23 protein-coding genes are annotated in these 23,638 nt (G+C 28.6%); 22 read left to right on the top strand and 1 reads right to left on the bottom strand.

The features are described 5' to 3' along the window. Positions 1 to 87: 87 nt before the first annotated feature. The 8 genes from E5347_RS06820 to htpG all read left to right on the top strand — a co-directional run bounded on the left by E5347_RS06820 (position 88) and on the right by htpG (position 9,597). Positions 88 to 810: a hypothetical protein gene (locus E5347_RS06820; protein WP_136005754.1), complete on the top strand. Its 723-nt coding sequence runs from the start codon at positions 88 to 90 to the stop codon at positions 808 to 810. A 418-nt stretch (positions 811 to 1,228) separates the two neighbouring features. Then, positions 1,229 to 2,521, top strand: coding sequence for a TrkH family potassium uptake protein (locus E5347_RS06815; protein WP_136005752.1), 1,293 nt, complete (start codon positions 1,229 to 1,231; stop codon positions 2,519 to 2,521). A gap of 11 nt (positions 2,522 to 2,532) precedes the next feature. Continuing rightward, positions 2,533 to 3,204: a potassium channel family protein gene (locus E5347_RS06810; RefSeq protein ID WP_136005751.1), complete on the top strand. Its 672-nt coding sequence runs from the start codon at positions 2,533 to 2,535 to the stop codon at positions 3,202 to 3,204. A 103-nt stretch (positions 3,205 to 3,307) separates the two neighbouring features. Beyond that, positions 3,308 to 3,445 carry a six-cysteine ranthipeptide SCIFF gene (scfA, locus tag E5347_RS06805; RefSeq protein WP_016208429.1) on the top strand — a complete coding sequence of 46 codons (138 nt, stop codon included), beginning with the start codon at positions 3,308 to 3,310 and terminating at the stop codon, positions 3,443 to 3,445. Between the two features lie 140 nt (positions 3,446 to 3,585). After that, positions 3,586 to 4,941, top strand: a complete 1,356-nt coding sequence (gene scfB, locus E5347_RS06800; RefSeq protein WP_136005749.1) for a thioether cross-link-forming SCIFF peptide maturase — start codon at positions 3,586 to 3,588, stop codon at positions 4,939 to 4,941. A gap of 84 nt (positions 4,942 to 5,025) precedes the next feature. After that, positions 5,026 to 6,243 (top strand): M16 family metallopeptidase, encoded by a 1,218-nt coding sequence (locus E5347_RS06795; protein WP_136005748.1) that lies wholly within the window; start codon positions 5,026 to 5,028, stop codon positions 6,241 to 6,243. A gap of 11 nt (positions 6,244 to 6,254) precedes the next feature. Further along, on the top strand, positions 6,255 to 7,667 hold the full coding sequence (locus E5347_RS06790; protein ID WP_136005746.1) for an aminotransferase class I/II-fold pyridoxal phosphate-dependent enzyme: 1,413 nt from the start codon (positions 6,255 to 6,257) through the stop codon (positions 7,665 to 7,667). 73 nt (positions 7,668 to 7,740) lie between these two features. Continuing rightward, positions 7,741 to 9,597 carry a molecular chaperone HtpG gene (gene htpG, locus E5347_RS06785; RefSeq protein ID WP_136005743.1) on the top strand — a complete coding sequence of 619 codons (1,857 nt, stop codon included), beginning with the start codon at positions 7,741 to 7,743 and terminating at the stop codon, positions 9,595 to 9,597. Positions 9,598 to 9,731: 134 nt separating this feature from the next. Here the strand turns inward: htpG and E5347_RS06780 are convergent, their stop codons facing one another. Further along, positions 9,732 to 10,064: an antibiotic biosynthesis monooxygenase family protein gene (locus tag E5347_RS06780; RefSeq protein ID WP_136005741.1), complete on the bottom strand. Its 333-nt coding sequence runs from the start codon at positions 10,062 to 10,064 to the stop codon at positions 9,732 to 9,734. 236 nt (positions 10,065 to 10,300) lie between these two features. On the opposite strand from E5347_RS06780, the gene E5347_RS06775 reads away from it, so the two are divergent. The 14 genes from E5347_RS06775 (at position 10,301) to ruvB (ending at position 23,619) form a co-directional block, all read left to right on the top strand. Continuing rightward, positions 10,301 to 11,140, top strand: a complete 840-nt coding sequence (locus E5347_RS06775; RefSeq protein ID WP_136005739.1) for a pyridoxamine kinase — start codon at positions 10,301 to 10,303, stop codon at positions 11,138 to 11,140. Continuing rightward, positions 11,127 to 11,645 carry a TIGR04002 family protein gene (locus E5347_RS06770; protein WP_136005737.1) on the top strand — a complete coding sequence of 173 codons (519 nt, stop codon included), beginning with the start codon at positions 11,127 to 11,129 and terminating at the stop codon, positions 11,643 to 11,645. Before E5347_RS06775 ends, E5347_RS06770 begins: the two co-directional genes overlap by 14 nt. A gap of 22 nt (positions 11,646 to 11,667) precedes the next feature. Further along, positions 11,668 to 12,450: an endonuclease/exonuclease/phosphatase family protein gene (locus E5347_RS06765; protein ID WP_136005736.1), complete on the top strand. Its 783-nt coding sequence runs from the start codon at positions 11,668 to 11,670 to the stop codon at positions 12,448 to 12,450. A gap of 138 nt (positions 12,451 to 12,588) precedes the next feature. Then, on the top strand, positions 12,589 to 14,007 hold the full coding sequence (lexA, locus tag E5347_RS06760; RefSeq protein ID WP_136005734.1) for a transcriptional repressor LexA: 1,419 nt from the start codon (positions 12,589 to 12,591) through the stop codon (positions 14,005 to 14,007). A 212-nt stretch (positions 14,008 to 14,219) separates the two neighbouring features. After that, the gene (locus E5347_RS06755; RefSeq protein WP_136005732.1) at positions 14,220 to 14,426 is read left to right on the top strand and encodes a hypothetical protein; all 207 of its coding nucleotides are present in this window, start codon (positions 14,220 to 14,222) and stop codon (positions 14,424 to 14,426) included. A 92-nt stretch (positions 14,427 to 14,518) separates the two neighbouring features. Further along, entirely contained in the window at positions 14,519 to 15,223 is a 705-nt protein-coding gene (locus tag E5347_RS06750; protein WP_136005731.1) for a DUF3784 domain-containing protein, read from the top strand. Positions 15,224 to 15,474: 251 nt separating this feature from the next. Beyond that, complete coding sequence (locus E5347_RS06745) at positions 15,475 to 16,086, top strand: DNA-3-methyladenine glycosylase (protein ID WP_136005729.1); 612 nt, start codon at positions 15,475 to 15,477, stop codon at positions 16,084 to 16,086. Between the two features lie 70 nt (positions 16,087 to 16,156). Further along, on the top strand, positions 16,157 to 16,537 hold the full coding sequence (locus tag E5347_RS06740; RefSeq protein ID WP_136005728.1) for a hypothetical protein: 381 nt from the start codon (positions 16,157 to 16,159) through the stop codon (positions 16,535 to 16,537). A gap of 42 nt (positions 16,538 to 16,579) precedes the next feature. Continuing rightward, positions 16,580 to 17,026 carry a peptide-methionine (R)-S-oxide reductase MsrB gene (msrB, locus tag E5347_RS06735; protein WP_136005726.1) on the top strand — a complete coding sequence of 149 codons (447 nt, stop codon included), beginning with the start codon at positions 16,580 to 16,582 and terminating at the stop codon, positions 17,024 to 17,026. Between the two features lie 428 nt (positions 17,027 to 17,454). Continuing rightward, a complete protein-coding gene (locus tag E5347_RS06730) occupies positions 17,455 to 19,656 on the top strand; it encodes a penicillin-binding transpeptidase domain-containing protein (protein ID WP_136005724.1) in 2,202 nt (733 codons plus the stop codon). 18 nt (positions 19,657 to 19,674) lie between these two features. Then, positions 19,675 to 20,826: a putative lipid II flippase FtsW gene (gene ftsW, locus E5347_RS06725; RefSeq protein ID WP_136005722.1), complete on the top strand. Its 1,152-nt coding sequence runs from the start codon at positions 19,675 to 19,677 to the stop codon at positions 20,824 to 20,826. A gap of 82 nt (positions 20,827 to 20,908) precedes the next feature. Continuing rightward, positions 20,909 to 21,775 carry a DegV family protein gene (locus E5347_RS06720; RefSeq protein WP_136005721.1) on the top strand — a complete coding sequence of 289 codons (867 nt, stop codon included), beginning with the start codon at positions 20,909 to 20,911 and terminating at the stop codon, positions 21,773 to 21,775. Between the two features lie 204 nt (positions 21,776 to 21,979). Continuing rightward, entirely contained in the window at positions 21,980 to 22,585 is a 606-nt protein-coding gene (gene ruvA / locus E5347_RS06715; RefSeq protein WP_136005720.1) for a Holliday junction branch migration protein RuvA, read from the top strand. An 11-nt stretch (positions 22,586 to 22,596) separates the two neighbouring features. After that, a complete protein-coding gene (ruvB, locus tag E5347_RS06710; protein ID WP_136005717.1) occupies positions 22,597 to 23,619 on the top strand; it encodes a Holliday junction branch migration DNA helicase RuvB in 1,023 nt (340 codons plus the stop codon). The last annotated feature ends 19 nt before the right edge of the window (positions 23,620 to 23,638 follow it).

Here is a 23,638-nt window from a genome sequence, read left to right as displayed (position 1 = left end):
TTAGATTAACGTAGAATTATAGTTTTAATATATGAAAAAGAAGGTAATAATGTATTTATATAGAAATATATAGTGGGGGTGAATAAGATGATTTTTAATAATAAAAAAACAAGAAATACAATGATAAGTGTAGTTGTAGCAGGTATATTAATATTAGTAGGTTGCAATGGAACTGATAAGTCAGGAAAAATGACTGAAATTGATACACTAGTCCAAGAGTATAAAGCTGATAATTCTAAGCAAATAGATGTAATGACAGAACTTCATAAATTAAAAAAAGATGAAAATAAAAAAGTGGCAAAGAAAGCTGAAGAGTCATTAACTCTTATTGAAGACATATCAGTTGGCAAAACTGTATATGAAAGAGTAATAAAGAATACTGAAAATAAATCATTAGAAGATTTAAGTAAAGCTGAAAAGATGATGTACTCAACGCAATTAGAAGAAGTTAGTGAAGTTAGTGAGTATTATGAAGATGCACAAAAGTTAATTTCTAAACTTGGTGGTGGTAGTAGCAATTCAACTAACAATAATGATTGGGCAGTGTTAATTGACAGCTATACAAGGCACTCAGCTGCAGGAGTTGAAGAGTTAGAAATTACTTTAACAAATACTAGTGGAATGGATATAGCTTATGTTTCTTTGGATATTTTAGAAGTAGATAAGAATGGGGATGTAATAAATTCAGATTGGGCTGATTCATCAGATTTATTTCTTAATAATGAAAAATTAACTATTAAATCAAATTTTGACTATCAATTAAGTGAAAGTGATCTAGGATTTATAATAAGAGACATTATATATAAGTAGAAGTAGGGGTTCGTAGTAAATACGAGCCTTTTTATTTAGGTTTAAAGCTTTAAAATAATATACAAAATTGAGAAGAGTGAGGACTTTATTATGAAGAAATAGTTTGCTTAAATTTTTGAAGAAATACATATAAATTTAGAATATTAAGGGCTTTATTAAAAAAATTTAGCTCGGCTAAATTTTAACCTTAACTGTTAATTATTAATTGCTAATTGTTAATTGAAAAACCTTGTATTTGTGACGTTTTATAATTAAATGAAAACTAATTTGATTTATTTACATTTCAGGGCTAAATTAAGAGAATTTCGGTAAAAATAAAGAAATTGACAGTAAAATTTTAGGAATATATAATTAAGCATAAATTGATAAAATGGATACGACATAAAATATTACTTATATTATGAAGGAGATCTTTATTATGGGAGTATTAAAGAAAATAAGCCCTGGTAGAATCATTGTTTTAGGGTTTTTTTCAGTTATTTTGATTGGAGCACTCTTATTAAAATTACCTATTTCAATAAGAGATGGACAAACAGTCACCTTTGTAGATGCTTTATTCACTTCAACTAGTGCAGTTTGTGTTACTGGATTAATAGCTGTTGATACAGCAGATACCTTTACAGTTTTTGGACGAACTGTAGTAGCTCTCTTAATTCAAATTGGAGGACTTGGAGTAACTTCAGTAGGTGTTGGTTTTATATTACTTATGGGTAAAAAAGTAGGTATTAAGGAAAGAATGCTTATTAAAGAATCCATGAATTTAGATACAATGCAAGGCTTAGTTAGGTTAGTTAAAGCAGTATTAATTATGACATTAAGCTTTGAATTAATAGGTACTATATTAAGCTATATAGTCTTTTCCAAAGACTATAGTCCATTAGATGCTTTGGGAATTAGTGTTTTCCACTCAGTGGCAGCCTTTAATAATTCAGGTTTTGATATATTAGGAGGACTTCAGAATTTAATACCTTACCAAAGTAATATATTATTAAACCTTACAACTTGTGGACTTATTATATTCGGTGGGTTAGGATTCTTAGTAATTAGAGAAATAATAGTGTATAAAAAGTTTAGTAAATTTAGTTTACATACTAAAGTAGTTATTGTAATGACTGCCTTCTTACTTATAGTTGGAACTGTATTCTTAAAAGCAACTGAAGATATTTCATGGCTTGGAGCCTTTTTCTTTAGTACTTCAGCAAGAACCGCAGGATTTAGTACTTATCCATTAGGAAACTTTACAAATGCAGGATTATTTACTTTAACAATTTTAATGTTTATTGGTGCTTCACCTGGATCTACAGGAGGGGGGATTAAAACTACTACAATGTTTACTTTATTTAGAAGTATATATAGTACTGCAACTAATAAGTACTGTACCGCTTTTAAGAGGAAAATACCTGCTAATACAATAATTAAGGCTTTCAATTTAATAATTTTAGCATTATTAGTAGTTTGTATTGGAACATTTATGTTAAGCGTTTTAGAGCCAAATTACTCATTTATGCAATTATTATTTGAAACTACTAGTGCCTTTGGTACAGTTGGATTATCTACTGGAATAACACCAGATTTAACTGATCCTAGTAAGATAATTATATCTGTAATAATGTTTATCGGTAGACTTGGACCTATGACTATGGCAACTATTTGGTCCTTTAAACAAACTCAAGGTGCTTCTTATTCAGAAGAAGCAGTAATTATAGGATAGGGGGAAATATTATGTTTAATCTTAAACCAGCAGTAGAATTTGGAATTATAGGAATAGGTAGATTTGGATTTGCCTTAGCTAAAACTTTAATTGAAGCAGGAAAAGATGTTGTAGTATTAGATAGTGATGAAAATAAAGTAAAGCAAATTAGATCATATACAGATAATGCTTTTGTAGTAAACAATTTAAATAAAGAAACTCTATTAGAAACAGGAATACAAAATTGCGGCACAGTATTTGTATGTATTGGAGAAAAGATTGATGTAAGTATATTAACTACTCTAAACGTAATTAATATGGGAGTTAAGAGAGTTATTGCTAAAGCTAATACTTATGAGCAAGGATGTGTATTAAAGAAGATAGGTGCAGAAATAGTTTATCCAGAAAATGATATGGCTATAAGAATTGCAAATAGATTACTTAATGAAGAAGCTTTAGAATTTATAGAATTAAATAATGATATTCATATAGAAGAATTAAGAGCAACAAATAGGATAGATGGTAAAAGTATATTAAAATCTAAAATCAGAAATGAGTTCAACTTAAATATAATAGCTGTAGAGAGAGATGAAGAGACTATGATTGAAGTTGATCCAGAATATATTTTAAGAGAAAATGATTTAATTGTAGTTATAGGAAAGAAAGCTAATATAAGAAGATTTGAAGAATATTTAAGCAATTAAAATAATAGTATAAAATATAGAGAATAAAGTAAATATTGTCTTTAAAAGTTCGATATTTTGTGATATAATCGGAAAGAATTTGTAATATGGGGGAGAAATTATTATGAAGCATATTAAGACAATCAACAAGACTAACATTAAAAACAGCTTAGTTAAGCCAGGCTGTAAAGAATGTGCTAACTCATGTCAATCAGCTTGCAAAACTTCATGTACAGTTGCAAACTTAGAGTGTGAAAATTAATTAAGAGAAGGAGCTGTAACGCAAAGAAAAGTGAGTAATTAGAAATTAAGAATTAGTAATTATTAGTTCTTAATTATTAATTGGGCTGTCCTTGTGGGACAGCTCCTTGACTTTTTAATAAAACTTTTGGAGGTAATAAAATGTCATTAATACATAAATTTAAGCAAGGTGAAAATTACTTTTTACTAGATGTTAATACAGGAGCAGTTCACATTGTAGATGAACTTGTATATGATTTAGTTCATGATGAAGGAATGAAGAAGAAGTCAGAAATAATAGAGTTACTTAAAGGGAAATACGATGAAGAAACTATTGTAGAAGCCTATGATGAAATGGTGGAACTAGTTAAGGAAGGTTTATTATATTCTGAAGATCAGTATGAAGATATAGCACATGGATCAATGGATGATAGAGATTATATAAAGGCTGTATGCTTAAATATAATTCATGGCTGTAATTTAAGATGTAAATACTGTTTTGCAGATGAAGGGGAGTATAACGGACATAAAGGGGTTATGTCTATTGAAACTGCAAAAAAGGCAATAGATTATGTTGTTAAGAGAAGTGGTCCTAGAAGAAATATAGAAATAGATTTATTTGGTGGCGAGCCAACTATGATAATGGACACTATAAAAGAAATAATAAAGTATGCAAGGGATAATGAAAAGGAATGGAAGAAAAATATTAGATTTACCATGACTACAAATGCTACTTTATTAAATGATGATATGATGGACTTTATGGATAAGGAAATGGGTAATATTATATTATCATTAGATGGAAGAAAATGCGTTAATGATAATGTTAGAATTAAGGTAGATGGTTCAGGATCTTATGATGATATTCTTCCAAATATAAAGAAGATGATAGAAAAGAGAACTCCAGGTAAGATGTACTATGTAAGAGGTACTTTTACTAGAGCTAATACAGATTTCTATGAAGATGTAATGGCTATGGTAAATGAGGGCTTTAAAGAAGTTTCTATTGAACCTGTAGTACTAGAAGATGGACAGCCTCTTTCACTAAGAACTGAAGATTTACCTGAAATAATGAAGAACTATGATAAGCTTTATGAAGATATGGTAAGAAGAAAAAGAGAAGGTAAGGATGAATATAAATTCTATCATTTCAATGTAGATTTAAATGGTGGACCTTGTGTTTATAAGAGAATTTCAGGTTGTGGAGCTGGATTTGAGTATGTTGCTATAACTCCTCAAGGTGAAGTTTATCCATGCCATCAATTTGTAGGAAAAGAAGAATATAAGCTGGGAAGTATTTATGATGATACTTATGATGCTGATCTTGGTAAAAAGTTTAAGAAGGCACATATATATAACAAGCCAAAATGTAGAGATTGCTGGGCAAGATTCTATTGTAGTGGAGGATGCCAAGCTAACAACGTAAACTTTAATGGTGATATGAATATACCTTATGAAATTGGTTGTGCTATGCAAAAGAAAAGAATTGAATGCGCAATAGCATTAAAAGCAGAATAATATTATTAAAAGCTGGAATTTGAATAGTCAAGTGCCAGCTTTTAATTTACAATTATATTGTAATAAAGGAGGAGTAGATTCTTTATGGAAGTAATACTAGATAATAATATTAAAGTTATTTATAAAGAAACAACATCAAAGCTTACATCCATTTCTATTTCTGTAGATGCTGGAGCATGCAAGGAAAAGGATTTGCTGGGGCTTGCACATATAACAGAGCATATGGTTTATAAGGGAACAAAGACTAAGAATGAAGAAGAAATTAATAAGACATTAAGCAGTATTTTTGCTTTCCAAAATGCCATGACAAATTATCCATATGTAATTTATTATGGAACTTTACTTAATGAAGACTTGGAAAAGGGAATAGAATTATTTTCTGACTTAATTATAAATCCTATTTTTGATAAAAAGGGATTTTCTGAAGAAATGGAAGTAATTAAAGAAGAATTAGAAGAATGGGATGAGGAAATAGAGCAATATTGTGAAGATAAGCTATTTTTAAATAGCTTCACTAATAGGAGAATAAAATATCCTATAATAGGAAGAAAAAATGATTTGAATTCTGTGAATCTAGAGGATATAAAGGAGTTTTATAGAGAAAATTATTCACCTAGTAAAACTTCAATTGCAATAGTAAGCTCAATGCCCTTTAATAAGATTTTAGAAGTAGTTATGAAGTATTTTTCAATATGGGAAGACAATAGTAATTCAGAAGTGATTAATGATATAGATTATGAAATAAGTAATTTTAATACATATAAGGATAAAAAGGAAGGCACTAAAATAGCTAGAGTTCAACGTGTATTCCCAATTAATGAGCTGACTTCTAAGGAACTTAAAGCTTTTAGGCTTTTTAATGAATATTTTGGAGAGGGTGTTAATTCTATATTATTTGATACTTTAAGAACTAAAAATTCATTAGTTTATGATGTGTTAACAAAGATTTCAAATGAAAGGTATATAAAATTATATAAAGTTAATTTTAGCACCTCAATAGAAAAGTTAGATAAATCTATAGAGTTATTAGATAATTGTATAAGTGATATTATCAATATGGAAGGTGAGAGTTTTAAAGTAGATATTTCTTCTTTAGGTAAATCCTTAAAGTTAAAAAGATTATTTAGAGAAGAGCAAAATATTATTGCAGCTAAGGAACTTTCTACTTATAGTACTATGTTTGGTAACTATAAAATATATAATGATGAAATAGAAGGATTAGAAGATATTACAATAAATGAAATATTAGAAGTTGCTAAGAAAGTACTAAGAAGCAGTTCTACTGAAATTATTTATAATTAAGAGAGGTAAATATGAAAAAAGCACCTTTATTAGAAGCAGTTTTAGATTATAAAGAAGAAAATAATTTGATTTTATCAATGCCAGGAAATAAAAGTGGAAAGGCGTTTTTAAGGGATAGATTAGGCGAAAAGTTTAGAAATACCCTAGGGGAGTTAGATATAACTGAAGTAGAACCTTTAGATAACTTACATTCTCCAGAGGGAGTAATCCAGGAAGCAGAAGAGTTATTAGCTGAGGCTTATAAGGTGAAAAGAGGATATTTTGTTGTAAATGGAAGTACTGCTAGTAATTTAGCAGCAATATTTTCGGCATTTAATGAGGGGGATGAGGTTCTAGTAGAAAGAAACTGCCATAAGTCTGTATATAATGGTCTTATTTTAAGAAAGCTTAAACCAATTTACATAGATGCAGTTATAGATAAGGAAATTGGAATATTTATGCCTCCATCTAAAGAAGAAATTATTAAAACCTTAAGTATAGCTAAAAATCCAAAGGGAATAATACTAACTAATCCTAATTATTATGGGATTTATTATGAAGATATATCAATATTTAAAGAGCTTAAAGAAAAGGGATTAAAAATTATTATAGATGCAGCTCATGGAGCTCACTATGGTTTTGCAGATAATTTACCAAAATCTATTGTAGCTTTAGGGGACTATGTAATATTAAGTCCACATAAGACTCTTCCAGCACTAACTCAAGGAGGATATTTATTATCAAATGTAGAAGATGATAATTTGAACTTTTATATAAGAGCTTTTATGACAACATCACCTTCTTATTTGATTATGTCTTCATTAGATTATGCTAGATACTATTTAGATAATTATGCAGAGAAAGATTATAATACATTAATAGAAAAAGCCGAAGAATATAGAATTAAAATTAATAAATTAAATAAGGTTACTATAATATCAAAGGATAATATTAAAGAAGGATATGGAATAGACAAGAGTAGATATATAATGACTCTAAAGAATGGATATAGTGGTCATAAATTATTAGAATACTTAAGAAGTAGAAAGATTCAAGCTGAAATGAGTTTTGCTAAGGGCGTTGTTTTAATATTATCTCCTTCAAATATAGAAGAGGATTTTATTAAATTATATGAGGCAATTAATGAGCTGGAAATAGGGAATATTAAGTCAGAAGGAAAGGATTTTATCTTTAACAGCATTACTAATGAAAAGATATTAGAACCTTATGAGGTATTTAATTTAAAAGGAGAATTAGTTAGCCTTAAAGATGCAGCTAACAAAATTGCCATGGAAGCAATAGTTCCTTATCCACCTGGTATTCCTTTAGTTCTTCCAGGTGAAAGAATATCAGAGGAATCAATTAATATAATAAATGATTATATTAATAATAAATTAAGTGTAATTGGTGTGAAAAATAGCTTTATTAAGGTAATTTTAGACTAAATAGTCTATAATGAATATTGACAAGATTTTCAATTTTCAATAAAATATTTTACATAAAAGGAGGGTGTTTTTTATGGAGAAAAATAAAGGAAATATTTCCATTCATACAGAGAATATTTTTCCAATTATTAAGAAATGGTTATATTCAGATAAGGATATTTTTATAAGAGAGCTTATTAGTAATGGGTGTGATGCAATAAGTAAATATAAAAGATTGGTTAGCCTAGGTGAAGCTAAGGAAGATGCTGATAATAAGTACTCTGTAACAGTATCAATTAATAAATCTGAAAAGACATTAAAGTTTATTGATAATGGTATTGGAATGACAGAAGAGGAAGTGAAAAAATATATAAATCAAGTTGCCTTTTCTGGAGCAGAGGACTTTATCAATAAGTATAAGGATCAAATCAATGATGACAAAGATATTATTGGTCACTTTGGATTAGGTTTTTATTCAGCATTTATGGTAGCAAAAAGAGTTCAAATAGATACTTTATCATATATTGATGATGCTGAAGCTGTAACTTGGGTATGTGAAGGTGGAACTGAATACGAAATCTCACCATCATTAGAAAGAAAAACAAGGGGTACTACTATTACTTTATTTGTTGATGATGATAGTACTGACTTTTTAGAGGTATATAAGGTTCGAGAAATAATAGAGAAATACTGTTCTTTCTTACCTATAGAAATTTACTTAGAGGATGAAAATTCTGAGAATAAGGAAGAAGATAAGAAACCTTTAAATGATACTAATCCACTATGGATGAAAGCTCCAAAGGATTGTACTGATGAAGAATATAAGGCTTTCTATAAGAAAGTATTTAGAGATTTTAACGATCCTCTATTCTGGATTCATTTAAATGTAGATTATCCATTTAACTTAAAAGGAATACTATATTTCCCTAAATTAAAGCATGAGTTAGAAGCAACAGAAGGTCAAGTAAAGTTATACAACAATCAAGTATTTGTTGCAGATAATATAAAAGAAGTTATACCAGATTTTTTACTACTTTTAAAGGGAACAATAGATTGTCCAGATTTACCTTTAAATGTTTCTAGAAGCTTCCTGCAAAAAGATAAGGATGTAATGAAGATATCTAAACATATAGTTAAGAAGGTGGCTGATAAGCTAGTAGGATTATCTAAAAATGAAAAAGAAAGCTTCAATAATTTCTGGAAAGACATTCAAATCTTTATTAAGTATGGATGCTTAAGAGATGAAAGTTTTTATGAGAAGATAAAAGATATAGTTATTTTCAGAAGATTAAATGGTGAGTATATAACTTTAAAAGAATATCTAGAAAATAATAAGGAAAAGCATGAAAACAAAGTCTTTTATGTAACTGATGAAAAGCAACAATCTCAATATATAAAGATGTTTAAGGATGCAGATTTAGATGCATTAGTTTTAGATTGTTCTTTAGATAATCATTTTATTAGCTTCTTAGAAGCAAAAGAACCAGGTGTTACTTTTGCAAGAATTGATTCTGATATATCTGATATATTAAAAGAAGAAAATAATGAAGATACATCAGATTTTAATAAAAAGATAGAAGATACATTTAAGGAACTAAATATAAAGGATATAAAAGAAGTTAAGGTTCAAGGATTAAAGAATACTGAAACACCAGCTATTATTTTAGTTTCTGAAGAATCAAGAAGAATGTTAGAAATGAGTAAAATGTTTGGTGGTATGGATATGCCAAATATGTTTAATGAAGAAAAGACTTTAGTTCTAAATAGCAATAATCCTATCATCAAAAAAATCGCTTCAAGTAATAATGATGATAATAAAGAAAAGCTTCAATTAATAAGTAATTATATTGTAGATATTGCACTTTTATCTAATAAGGAACTTACTGCTGAAGAAATGAATAGTTTTATAGATAGAAGTAATAAGCTTTTAAGTATGGTTATTGAATTATAGAAAATTAATAAGGACTGCCTTAGGGCAGTCCTTATTAATAATAAAAATTTAAGTGAGAGCTCAAATTTTATATTCGGATTCTTGAACTTACTAATTCGATCTTAGGAGAAGGAGTTTCTTTTAAAGAGGATATCTTAATTCCTAATAAATTTTTTGTCTTTAGAATCAACCCCTACTTCAGCAGCAATGTATCGTTCTAATTTCATATGCAAATCGTATTTTTCTCTAAGTTTGGTGATTTTTGTCATCATAGGTGAAGCATGATGTAGATCAAGAGATTGTTGGTCTTTCCAACTATCAATTAAAAGTACAGTTTCCTCGTCATCCATAGGAAAAAAATATTCATATTGTATATTTCCATTTTCGGTACGAATATCATTTACAACTCCACTGGAGATCATCTCTTCTGCAAATTTTTTAGCATTTCCGTTTTTACCAGTATAATAAATATTTATAGTAATTGCCATTTTGATTTACCTCCTCAAATTCTAATTTATATTACAATTAAACTTTACCATAATAATTAAGTGAAGTCAGTTTATTTCATAATGTTTCTTAAACCCATATTATTGTCTTAATTTGTTTTGTTTTTTTATTTTGTTTTTTTATTTTGCTTAAAATCATAGTTTGTACCGATACAATAGACAAAATGAAAATCTTGGATTATTATATATAAATAACTTAAAAAAGAGTAGGTGCACTTATGAAGGAAGTTAAAAAGGTAGCAACAATTAATGATTTATCAGGAGTGGGAAGGTGTTCTTTAACGGCAGCAATACCAATATTATCTGCTTTAGGGGTACAATGTTGTCCATATCCAACAGCTGTTTTATCATGCCATACTGGATTTGATCAGTACACTTTTTTAGATATTACAGATGAGATGGTTAAATATAAGGATTCATGGAAAACACTTGGTATAGATTTTGATTGTATCTATAGTGGATTCTTAGGATCAGAGAAACAAATAGATATAGTTTTAGATTTTGTTAATGAAAGGGACAATACTTTAGTAGTAGTTGATCCTGTTATGGGAGATAACGGAGTTAAATATGACACCTTTACTAACAGTATGTGTAGCAAAATGAAACACTTAGTTTCAATTGCTAATATAGTAACTCCTAATTTAACAGAAGCTTGCATATTAACAGGAGAAGAATACGATAAGTATAATACTAGCGATGAAAAAGTTATTGAAATCTGCAAAAAGATAAGTAATCTTGGGCCAGAAAAAGTAATAATAACAGGAATAATAAAAGAAAATAATATATATAACTATGCTTATGATAAAGAAAAAAACGAGGTTTTTAAAGTAAAGTCAAAATTCAATCATGAGTCCTATAGTGGAACGGGAGATGTATTTACATCAATTATTATAGGATTACTTATGAATAACCATGATTTAAACTATGCTATCAAACATGCAACTGACTTCATATATAAAGTAATAGAATTTACATCTAAGTTTAAAACTGATACTAATGAAGGAATTATGTTTGAAGCCTTTTTAAAGGAGTTGATTTTAATTAATGAATACAAGTAATAGAACTAGGAATATAGTATTAACAGCTCTATTTTCAGCTTTAATATGTGTAAGTATAATATTTTTTCACATACCTACAGGCTTTAATGGAGGATATATACATTTAGGTGATGCTTTTATATATTTAACAGCTGTAATATTACCTACTCCCTATGCTATGATTGCAGCGGGAATTGGGGGAGCGCTTTCAGATGGATTAACTGGTGGAGTATTATGGATATTACCTACAATGATAATAAAACCTATGATGGTATTTTGCTTTTCTTCAAAAAGTGATAATATAATTTCAAAGAGAAATGTTCTTGCAGTATTTTTAGCTGGGATAATAGGAGTATTTGGATATTATTTAGCTGGAGCAATAATTTCAGGAAACTTTTTATCACCAGTAGCAACTTTGTTTATGGAGATGATACAACCTATTGCAAGTGGAATAATATTTGTAGTTTCAGGGGTTGTTTTAGATAAGCTAAAAATAAGAGATAAAATTTCTTTTGCTGCAAAATAGAGAGATTATAAGGAGATAAAGTATGAAGGTACTAACCTTTAACTTAAGGACTGATTTTTTATTAGATATTAATAATAGGTGGAATACTAGAAAAAAATTAGTATATGAAATTATTAATAATAATGATTATGACGTTATTGGCGTACAGGAACTAAATAATAAAATGTATAGTGATTTATCTTCTGAGATTTCTAACTATAATATAGTGGGAGATCCAAGAAGCTCTAGATATTTTATAGAAAGAAACGATATATTAGTTGCAAAAAGACATAGGATACTTGAACACAGCACTTTTTGGTTATCTGATAAACCAGATAAAATGGGAAGTGCTGTATGGTATTCAGTATTTCCAAGAATCTGTACTACAGCACTAGTAGAACTAGAAGAGGGAAACCTTATACGTGTATATAATACTCATTTAGATTTTCTACTTCCTAAAGCAAGAGAATATGGTCTTAAAAAGATTGGAGAATATATTGAAAATAAACATAAGCAAGACGATTATCCTGCAATTTTAATGGGAGACCTAAATGCAGGACCTAAAAGTAAAGCTGTTAAAGAATTTACTCAGGGGAAATATAGTAGTAAAAGATTTGTTGCAGTTCAAGATTATAATAAGGAAATATATACTAGAGCAACATTGGGGAAATTTAAAGGAGTAAAAACAGGATTACATATTGATTATATATTTGCAAGTGATGAGTTTGAAATAATTAATAATGAAATAATATATTACAATAAAAATGGTAGATATCCGTCAGATCATTATCCTATGATGGCAGAATTAAAACTAAAAAGGTGCTGACGCCGTTTTTAATTTTTGATTCTTAATTAGGGCTGTTTGCGCGACAGCCCTTACAGTCGTTTTCTTATTTGACATAAATCTCAATAAAATATATTATTAAAATACATTTAAATATACAGAAGATAGGGCGGTGAAAATGTGGAACTTACAAAATACCAAAAAAGGTTTATTAATAATAAATCATCAGGATATCAAATACTAAAGGGAAAAGAAAATACAGGGAAAAGTACTGCTTCAATTTATAAATTATTAAACTTAGAAAATAACTATTGTCTTTATGAAGAAGATAAAATAGTATTTATTACTTCTAGCCATAGTAAAAACTTTAAGGCTAAGGAATTATATAATAGTGAAAGTAAGGAGAATTATTTTTACTCATTATTTTCTTTAGATAAAAACAGAGTGGAAATTATAACATTAGAAGAACTTGTTAATACATATTATAATGCTTATGGAAGAGAAAAAGGACAAGCATTTAATAATATACATAGAAGAGAAGCATTAAAGGTATTAGAAGATTTAAAAGAATATATAGAAGGATTTTATAAGAAATCAAAATTTATAAAAAAAGCTTCTTATGAATTCTTATTAGATGAAATTCTATGGATAAAAGCAAGTAATTTCTCCTTAGAAGAATATTTAAAAGTTGATAGAAAAGGCAGAAAAGGAATAATAAAAAAGTCTTCTTATACTCGTGAAGGGATTTATAGCCTTAAGGAAATGTATAATGAAAAGTTATATTCAAGTAATAGAATAGATGAATATGATCATGTATTATTTGCATTACAATATGTAAAAAAGCTTAGTGGAATATATAGTCATATAATATTAGATGATACTGAAAAGTTAACCAAGGCTGAAATAGACTTAGTAAAAGCTATATATAATGAAAAAACTTACTCTTCTTTTATTCTAATTTTAAATAGTGAGCTTAATACTAAGGAAAATTCTTGGATGATTAAGGGAAGAAAATTTAACTCCTTAGGCTTTGATATAAAAGGAAAAACCTTCAACTTTAAATTAAAATTCGAAAGTAAGAAAAAAGAAATTAATACTATAGAAAAGTATCAATATATTAATCTTAGAAATAAGGAAGTTGTTGACTTCAATATAGATACTGCTTCTAATTCGAAGGAATTATTAGAAGAAAATAATGTTATTTTCAACGAGGATGAATTATTAGACATTCCTATGTTTAATAATATAGCAGCTGGTAACCCAATAGAAATAAATGATAATATTGAAGGTAATTTCTACTTACCTAAATATTGGCTTGAAAAAGGAAAAGAAACATTTATTCTAAGAGTTAAGGGTGACTCCATGGTTGATAAAAATATCTGTAATGGTGATTTAGTAGTAATTAAAAAACAGGCTACAGCTAACCATAATGATATAGTTGCAGCTAATTTAGATGGAGAGGCTACATTAAAGACATTAAATTTAAATAGTGAAACTCCAAAACTTATGCCAGCTAACTCATTATATTCACCTATAGAATTATCGAATAGAGATGTTAATATATTAGGAGTAGCAATTGGAGTAATAAAAAACAATTAGCTTATTGGTAAATAAAATAATATAGATATAGGATAGACAGTGTAATAACTATCCTATATCTTTTTTGCTTTAAATAAATTGTTTCATTAAATTTCAATTTTTTAATTAGATATTTTCTATTAATACTACCTTATGGGTGGTATTTTTTTTATTAAATAATTTACATATAAATATACAGATATGAATAATATTAAGGGAAGGGAGATGGAGAAATGGATATAGAGGTATTAAAAGATCATAAAAGAAAGCTTTTAGATAATATTAATTATGCTAAAGAGGTTAATATAAACAAGGTATCAGCTATTTTAGTCTGTAATGATGAAGAAATACAAAAAGAATTATTATCATGGTTAATTTATGAAGGGTATAGGGTTTCATTTACAAAAGAGGATGTTAATGTTCTAACAATAGAATGGTAAATCATATTCTAAAAAGATATTGACTTAATCACCTAAAGTGATATAATTAACCTTATAAGAGGTGGTTTTTAACTTTAAAGGAGTGGATTTCTATGATTCCAATAATTATATTATCAATAGTAAGTTTGGTATTTATATTAATTGGAGTAGCTATAAGTAAATATAAATGTTATTGGCTTATATCAGGATATAATACTGCTTCTAAGGTTGAAAAAGAAAATATTGAAGTTGAAAAACTAGCTAAACATATGGCTAGAATGTGTTATATTATTTCAGCATTTTTATTTTTTGGTGGAATTATAACAGGATATTTTAACTTTTCTATAATGCCACTTACTGTAATATTAATAGTTGTGATTTTTGGGTATATTTTTTATCTTCAAAAGTTTGATCATAATAAGAAAAGTAAAGCTGAGTTAGTAGTTTTAGCAGTAGTTGCTTTTATTACTTTTTCAGTTATTATAATAACTTTTTCTTTAGGAAGTGAACCTAATGAAATAAATATTACAGATAGTTCTATATTAATTGATGGAAGTTATGGAACATCTATTAAAAAGATTGATATAACAGAAATAGAGTCAATAGAAAATTTGCCTAAAATATCTAGTAGAACTAACGGATATAGTGATGGAATAAATAAAAAAGGCGATTTTAAATTAGAAAATGGAGAAAAGGTAAAGCTTTATATACAAAGCAAAGAGGGGCCCTTTATAAAAATAACTTCAAAGGATAAAGTTGTTTTTATTAATTATAAAGATAAGGATAAAACCTTAGAAGTATTAAACAATCTAAAATAGCAAGAAAATAGAGCTTTAGGGCTCTATTTTCTTGCTTTATTTATATGTAAAAGAATTGTAAGGTTTTAAAAGCAAATATTATAGTATAATAAGATATAAGGTGCAATAATATCTATATTTAATTAATGAGTGTATGGCTAAAACTTAGATGTTAAGAATAAAGGCTCTCGCTTCTCTGTAGTTTATATTTTATTAAAGATGGCTGAAATGTATATGTTAAAAATAAACTTATATAATTATAAGGAGGATTTATGATTATAGAAAAAGACTTTTATCAAAGGGATGCTCTTACTGTTGCAAAGGAAATACTAGGAGATTACTTAGTTAGAGAAGTAGATGGGAGAAGGATTAAATCAATAATAGTTGAGACTGAAAGTTATATTGGAGCCTCAGATAAAGCTTGCCATGCATATAATTATAAGAAAACTGAAAGAACAAAACCTCTTTTTGAAGAAGGTGGAATTGCTTATGTATATTTTATTTATGGACTTTACCATTGCTTAAATATAGTAACTAATATAAAAGATGAGCCAGAAGCTGTATTAATTAGGGCAGTAGAGCCTATAGATAATTTAGATTACTTATCTAATGTTAGGTTTAATAAAAGTTATGATGAATTAACAAAAAGCCAAAAGAAAAATTTAACTAATGGACCTTCTAAACTTTGTACTGCATTAAATATTACAAAAAAAGAGAATTATATGGAGTTTTATAAAGAAGGAATCCTATATATAGAATCCAATCCAAATAAAAATTTTGAAATAGTTGAGACTACAAGGATAGGGATAGATTATGCGGAAGAAGCAAAGGATTTTCCATGGAGATTTTATATTAAAGATAATATGTACGTTTCTAAAAAGTAAAATATAAATATGCATAAATATAATGATAAGGACAAAACTATTAGTGATTATTTTATAAGGAGGTACTTTTATGAAATTTAAAAAGTCATTAATAGTGATATTTTCATTATTAGTTTGTTCATTTGTTATGATAGGAGCCAATCCGGAAAAAGGGATTAATAGCAAAAGCCCTTTATTTATTGGTGAAATAACCGATATACAAAAGGATGAAGATGGAAAATCAACTAGAATAACTGTTGAAGGTTATATTAAGGGAGTAGAAGTAGGAAAGACTACAATAGTTGGAATTGTAAATGAAGAAACTAAAATTATGAATTCCTTAAATGATAAAAAGGAAAATATAGATCTTCAAAAAGGTGATTTAGTTTACATGAGACTATCTGAAGCTATGACTAAGTCTAATCCACCTCAAGTTGTGGTAAAAAGAATATTCGTAACTAAGAATAGATAGACAAAGTTGATAATGTATTTATAATATAGATATAATGGAGGGATGGAATTGAAAAAATATAGTAAAGAAGAGCTTAAAGAGAAATTAACTGAATTACAATATAAAGTTACTCAAGAAAGTGCAACTGAAGCACCTTATACTAATGAGTATTTTGATCATTTTGAAGAAGGTATTTATGTTGATGTTGTATCATTAGAGCCTTTATTTGTATCTACTGATAAATTTGATTCAGGATGTGGCTGGCCAGCTTTTTCAAAGCCTATAGATAGAAAACTAATCAAAGAAAAGATGGACTCAAGCCATGGTATGATTAGAACTGAGGTAAGAAGTGAAAACTCTGATTCTCACTTAGGACATGTATTTTGTGATGGGCCTGAAGAGCTAGGTGGACTTAGATATTGTATAAATTCTGCTTCATTAAAATTTATCCCAAAAGATAAAATGAAAGAAGAAGGATATGAAGAGTATCTACCACTATTGAATAAGTAATTTGTATTTAAAGATTTTATAGCCTAAAAGAACTATAAAAAAGTATGGTATATCTATAATATTTATACTTTTTAGTAATTTAGAATAAATTACTTCCTTAACTGCTAATTGCAGAGGGCTGTCTTTTGGCAGCCCATTATTTTATTATATAAGTTGTAATAAAGTTTTTATATTTTATTAAATTAGTTCATATAAAAAATATTTCAGTTAAGCTAATACAGAATCAACTTATATAAAAATTAAAAAATCGCAGCTTTCAATTAATGTAATTTACACTTTTAATTATTTTTCACGCCAAATAATATAGATGCTTAAAATGTAAATTAATTATTGAAACATATATATACTGATTTACATAATTAATTTCTATTTGATATAATTAATAGTACAACCTATGAAAATAGAAGAATGTGCCATGGGGGTTTATTATGAAGGGAAGAACTAAAAATAATACTAAAAAAAACAATAATAATTCAAGAGAAAGAGCTTTATATGTAACTATAGGAGTATGTTTGGTTTTTCTAGCACTTATAGGAAGACTAACCTACATAATGATTTATAGGAGTAAAGAGTACAAGCATATGGCTCAAGGACAATGGAACTCTCAGGTAACAGTTGCAGCCGATAGAGGAGATATAACAGATAGGAATGGATCTATACTTGCAACATCTATTGATGTTTATAGAGTAGATTTAGATTTAAAGGCAATAGATATTTATATTAAAGATGAAGAAAATAAGACTACTAAGGAAGAAGTTGCAAGAAAATTATCTGAAGCCTCAGGAGTACCTTATGATGAAGTCATGAAGAAGTTAGAGCCGGTAAATGAAGAGGGAGTAAGAATTTCTACAACTACTTTAGTTAAGGGAATAGATAAGGAAGTTGCTGATAGAATTAAAGATTTAAAAATATATGGTGTTGTTATATCTATTAATCCTAAGAGGTATTATCCAAATAATAATTTCTTAGCTCATGCTTTAGGTAGCGTTAATTTTGATAACGTTGGATTAAATGGAGTAGAACTTCAGTATGATTCAGAGCTAACAGGTATTCCGGGATATAAAATAGCAGAGGTAGATGGAAGTCTTAAGGAGTTACCTTTCCAAACAGTTAAATTTGCTAATCCTGTTGATGGAAAAAATGTATCCTTAACTATAGATGAGAATATTCAATTAATGGCTGAAAAGGTAGCTGGAAAGGCGTTGACTGATAATAAGGCTACTGAAGTAAATGTAATAGTAATGAATCCTCATAACGGAGAAATACTTGCTATGGCAAATAAGCCGGATTTTAATCCTAATAATCCTTATGATGAATATGAAAAGTTTGAAGGTGCTGATGATTCTGAAAAACTTCAAAATATGTTAAAGAATGATGCAGTAAGCAATTCCTTTGAGCCAGGATCAACATTTAAGAATATAACAATGGCTGCAGTATTAGAAGAAGGACTAGCTAGTGAAAATGATACCTTCTATTGTGATGGTGGAGTTAAGTTTGGATCAACAACTATAAAATGTTGGAATTTATCTGGTCATGGTACTCAAACCTTACCTGAAATTCTTCAAAATTCATGTAATGTTGGATTTATGGAGCTAGGATCTAGAATAGGGTATCCAAAGTTAAAGGAGTATATTGATAAATTTGGTTTTGGACAAGTTACTAAAGTTGATTTACCACAGGAATCAGAAGGAATTGTAAAGTCAGTTAGTGATGCTAGTGAAATGGACCTTGCAACTATAGCTTTTGGTCAAACTAATACTGTAAACAGCCTTCAACTATTAACAGCATTTAATGCTATAGCAAATGGTGGAGATTTAATTCAACCTCATATTATGAAAGATATAAGTTATAATGCAGGAAATGGTACTAAAGTAATAGATGAAGTATTTAAGCCAACTATTGAAGAAAATATTATATCAGAAGAAACCACAGCAACTTTAAGAGACTATTTAGAGAGAACAATTAATGGTGGACAACCAGGTGGAACATTGATGGGATCAGAAAGAAGAGTAGGTGGTAAGACTGGTACAGCTCAAACTGTAGATCCAGTAGTTGGGGGGTATTCATCTGATAAATATATAGCTTCAGTACTAGCCTTATATCCTGTAGAGGATCCTCAAGTAACTATTTATATAAAAGTTGTAAATCCTAGTAATGGACAATATTATGGTGGGCCAGTTACAACTCCACTTTTAAAATCTTTATTAGGAGAGTTATTTACTTATTTAGATTCTCAAATTTATACAGATAGATATAATGAAAAGGAAAAAGTTGTTGTGCCAGAATTAAGAGGTAAAACAACAGAAGAAGCAAAGAAAATTTTAGAAGAAAGTGGATTAAATATAGATGTTGAATCAACTACTAAGAAGGTAAATAGTATGGAACCTTATCCAGGATCATTAGTGGAAAGTGGTTCTACTATAAGTGTTAATTTAGTAGATGATAATACTGATGGAAATAAACTTATTATGCCAGATTTAAAAGGAAAAACTTTAGAGGAAGCCATGAAAATATTAGATAGTTTAAATATTACTTATAAAGCTAACGGTACTGGTGTAGTAGATAGTCAAGATGTATTATCAGGTAAATTAATTGAAAAAGGAACTAAAGTTAAATTAAATTTAAAATAATGGGTAGTAGGAGAAAAAATGAATACAGTTAGTAGAGGAAGTAAAAGAAGACATAGAAAACTAAAAAAAAGAATAAAGATGAAAGATATAGATTATGGGCTACTATGTGGAATTTTAATACTACTTTTCATAGGTATTATTATGGTATATTCCTCTAGTTCTTACTATGCCTTATATGAAAAGGAGAATAGTGATTTCTTTTTTATTAAAGAAATCGTATGGGCAATAGTTGGAATATGCGGAATGTTAGTAACTATGTCCATAGACTATCATATTTATAAAAAATGGACTCCATATTTAGTGATGGGGACCTTCCTAGCCTTAGTTTTAGTACTATTTTTAGGAGTTAATCTTAATGGAGCGACAAGATGGATAAGGATCGGACCTCTATCCTTCCAACCTTCAGAACTAGCAAAGTATGTTTTAGTTCTTTATCTTGCCTTACTTATAGATAGAAGAAAAGATAAGATAAAGAAATTTAAGGAAGGAACACTATTTTACTTAGGAATTGCTGCTTCTTTTGCAGTGCTAATCCTTGCAGGTAAAAATTTAAGTATTACAGTAATTGTAATGATGGTTGCTGTTGTAATGATATTTGTTGGAGGCGGAAAATTAAGTCATTTACTTTCTTTTGTACCAATAGGAGCTGTAATATTAGGATTTTTAATTTATTTGCAACCTTATAGATTAGATAGATTTACATCATTTTTAGATCCTTGGGCAGATACTTCAGGAAAAAGTTATCAATTAATACAATCTTTTTATGCTCTTGGTTCTGGAGGAATTTTGGGTTCAGGACTTGGAAATTCAAGACAAAAGGCTCTTTTTATGCCTGAACCTCATAATGACTTTATTTTTGCAATTATTGGCGAGGAACTTGGACTTATTGGATGTACATTTATAGTTTTATTATTTATGTTTATTGTTATTAAAGGAGTTTCAATAGCTATTAAAGCTAGGGATAACTACGGATTCTTGATTTCTATTGGAATAATATCAGTAATAGCAATTCAAGCAATAATAAATATTGCAGTTGTTACAGGTTCAATGCCAGTAACAGGTGTGCCAATGCCTTTTATCAGCTATGGTGGAACCTCCTTGGTCTTTAATTTAGGGGCAATAGGTATATTGCTTAATATATCTAGGCAAAGTAAGGAAGAAGCAAAATAAAATATTATTAGACTATGGAATTATTTCGTAATAGTAATATAATTATAGTATAAGATATAGCGATAAAGATAGGAGGGGAATAATGAAGACAATAATATTTACAGACTCATGCTGTGATTTACCCATTAACTTTGTAAAAGAAAATAATATTCAAGTTATGTCCCTTAGAGTAAATCTTAAGGGGGAAGAAATTCCAGATGACTTAGGTGAAAGTATAAACTATAAAGATTTTTATAGGCTTATTAGAAATGGAGAAATGCCAACAACATCTCAAGCCAATGTTGGAGAGTTCCAAGAAAGATTCCAAAAGTATGTTAATGATGGATATTCGATAATATATATAGGATTTTCATCAGCTTTAAGTGGATGTGTTAATAGTGCGAGATTAGCAATGGAAAATATTAAATTAGATAATGAAAATGCTGATATTACAATTATAGATTCGAAAAGTGCATCTATGGGACTAGGATTATTAGTTTATTATGCATCTAAAATGCTTAAAGAAGGAAAAGGTAAAGAGGAAATAGTAAATTGGATTGAAGAAAACAAGTTAAGAGTAAATCACTGGTTTACTGTTGATGATTTAAATCACTTAAAAAGAGGTGGTAGAGTTTCAAGCTCTGTTGCTATAGTGGGAACAATGTTAAGTATAAAGCCTATAATGCATGTAGATGATGAAGGTAGACTTACACCTGTATCTAAAGTTAAGGGTAGAAAAAAATCTATTAAAGTATTACAGGAAAAGATAGTTGAGAGAATTGTTAATCCTGAGGAGCAGATTATATTTATTAGTCATGGAGACTGCTTAGAAGAAGCAGAACATCTAAAGGGATTAATAACTAGTGAAATTAAAGTAAAAGATGTTATTATAAATAATGTTGGACCGGTAATTGGAAGTCACTCAGGGCCTGGAACAATGGCATTATTCTTTATAGGAGATTCTAGATAAGAAAACATTATTTAACTTTTAACATAATAAGAATAAGAAAAGGGTTGCCTCAAGAAATACTTGAGGGAACTCTTTAGTTTTTGTATAGAATGTTTACATATATAAGTTGTAGAAGTTGAATTATTTTATTTATAATGATAAAGTATAGTGTAGATTAAAATAAGATGTAAAGTATAGTTGGTATGCATAAAGGAGTGTCAGTCTATGTTTGAATACATAAAGGGAAGATATAAGGGAATAAATAAAGATTATATTATAGTTGAAAATAATGGAATTGGATATAAGGTGTTTACTTCAGGTGCAACTATGTCAGCTATGCCAAAGATAGATGAAGAAGTTAAGTTATATCTTGAACAGATAGTTAGACAAGACTTCATGGGGCTTTATGGATTTGACACAAAAGAAGAACTTGAAATGTTCAAATTGTTAATATCCATTAATGGTGTAGGATCAAAGGCAGCGTTATCATTATTATCTATTAGTAGAATTAATAATTTACGATATGCAATTATGATGGGTGATGATAAGCACTTATGTAAGGCGCCTGGTATAGGTAAGAAAACCGCTGGGAGAATTATATTAGAGCTTAAGGATAAAATTAAGAAAGAAGAAATTTCAGGTAATAATGAAAGTTCATCAGATTTTATGGATATTGCTTCAAATAGTACTATGAATATTGCAGAAGCTTTAAGTGCTCTGCTAGCATTAGGATATTCAGAGAAGGAAGCTGAAGCAGCTTTAAGTAAGGTAGATAAGACTGAAAGTTTAGAAAATATCATTAAGAATTGTTTAAAGGTTCTAATGGGATAGAGAGGTGGATTATGGAAAGAATAATAACACCACAGGAAATATTTGAAGACGGAAGTGTATTAAGTTTAAGACCTCAAAGTTTAGAGGAATATATAGGGCAAGATAAGGTCAAGGAGAGATTAAGTATCTTTATTAAGGCTGCTCAAAATAGAAGCGAAGCCTTAGATCATGTGCTTCTTTATGGGCCTCCAGGCCTTGGTAAGACAACTTTAGCTAATATTATAGCTAAAGAAATGGATGGAGAGCTTAAGATAACATCAGGACCTGCTATTGAAAGGGCTGGTGATTTAGCAGCTATACTTACTACCCTTAAGGATAATGATGTTTTATTTATAGATGAAATTCATAGACTTAATAGAAATGTAGAAGAGATATTATATCCTGCAATGGAGGACTATGTTCTAGATATTGTAATAGGAAAAGGAGCAGCTGCAAAGTCTATAAGATTGGACTTGCCAAAGTTTACCTTAATAGGGGCAACTACTAGAATTGGAATGCTTACATCTCCTCTTAGAGATAGATTTGGAGTTCTTTGTGATATGCAGTATTATTCAGTTGAACAACTTAAGGAGATTGTAATAAGATCTGCTTTTGTCCTAAACTGCCATATTACAGAAGAAGGAGCACTAGAACTTGCAAGAAGGTCTAGAGGTACTCCTAGAATTGCTAATAGATTATTAAAAAGAGTTAGAGATTATGCAGAAGTTTATTCTAATTCATTAATAAGTGCAAAGGAAGCTAAAGCTGCTTTAGATTTGCTTGAAGTTGATAATAAAGGCTTTGATAGGGTAGATAATAAAATTTTAGAAGCAATTATTGATAACTTTAATGGAGGACCAGTAGGTATAGAAACATTGTCCTACTTTATTGGAGAGGAGCTTGGAACTATTGAAGATGTATATGAACCATATTTACTTCAAACAGGTTTTATAGTAAGAACTTCAAGGGGAAGAATTGCAACTGATAAGGCTTATGAACATTTGGGGAGAAGCAAAAATAAAAAGTTAAATGGTGAGCAACAAAAGTTGTTCTAAGAATGAATGACCATAGATA

It is taken from the genome of Clostridium sartagoforme (assembly GCF_004794105.1).
In the GTDB taxonomy this organism is placed as follows: Bacteria; Bacillota; Clostridia; order Clostridiales; family Clostridiaceae; genus Clostridium; species Clostridium sartagoforme_B.
This window is presented reverse-complemented; position numbering and strand designations above follow the sequence as displayed.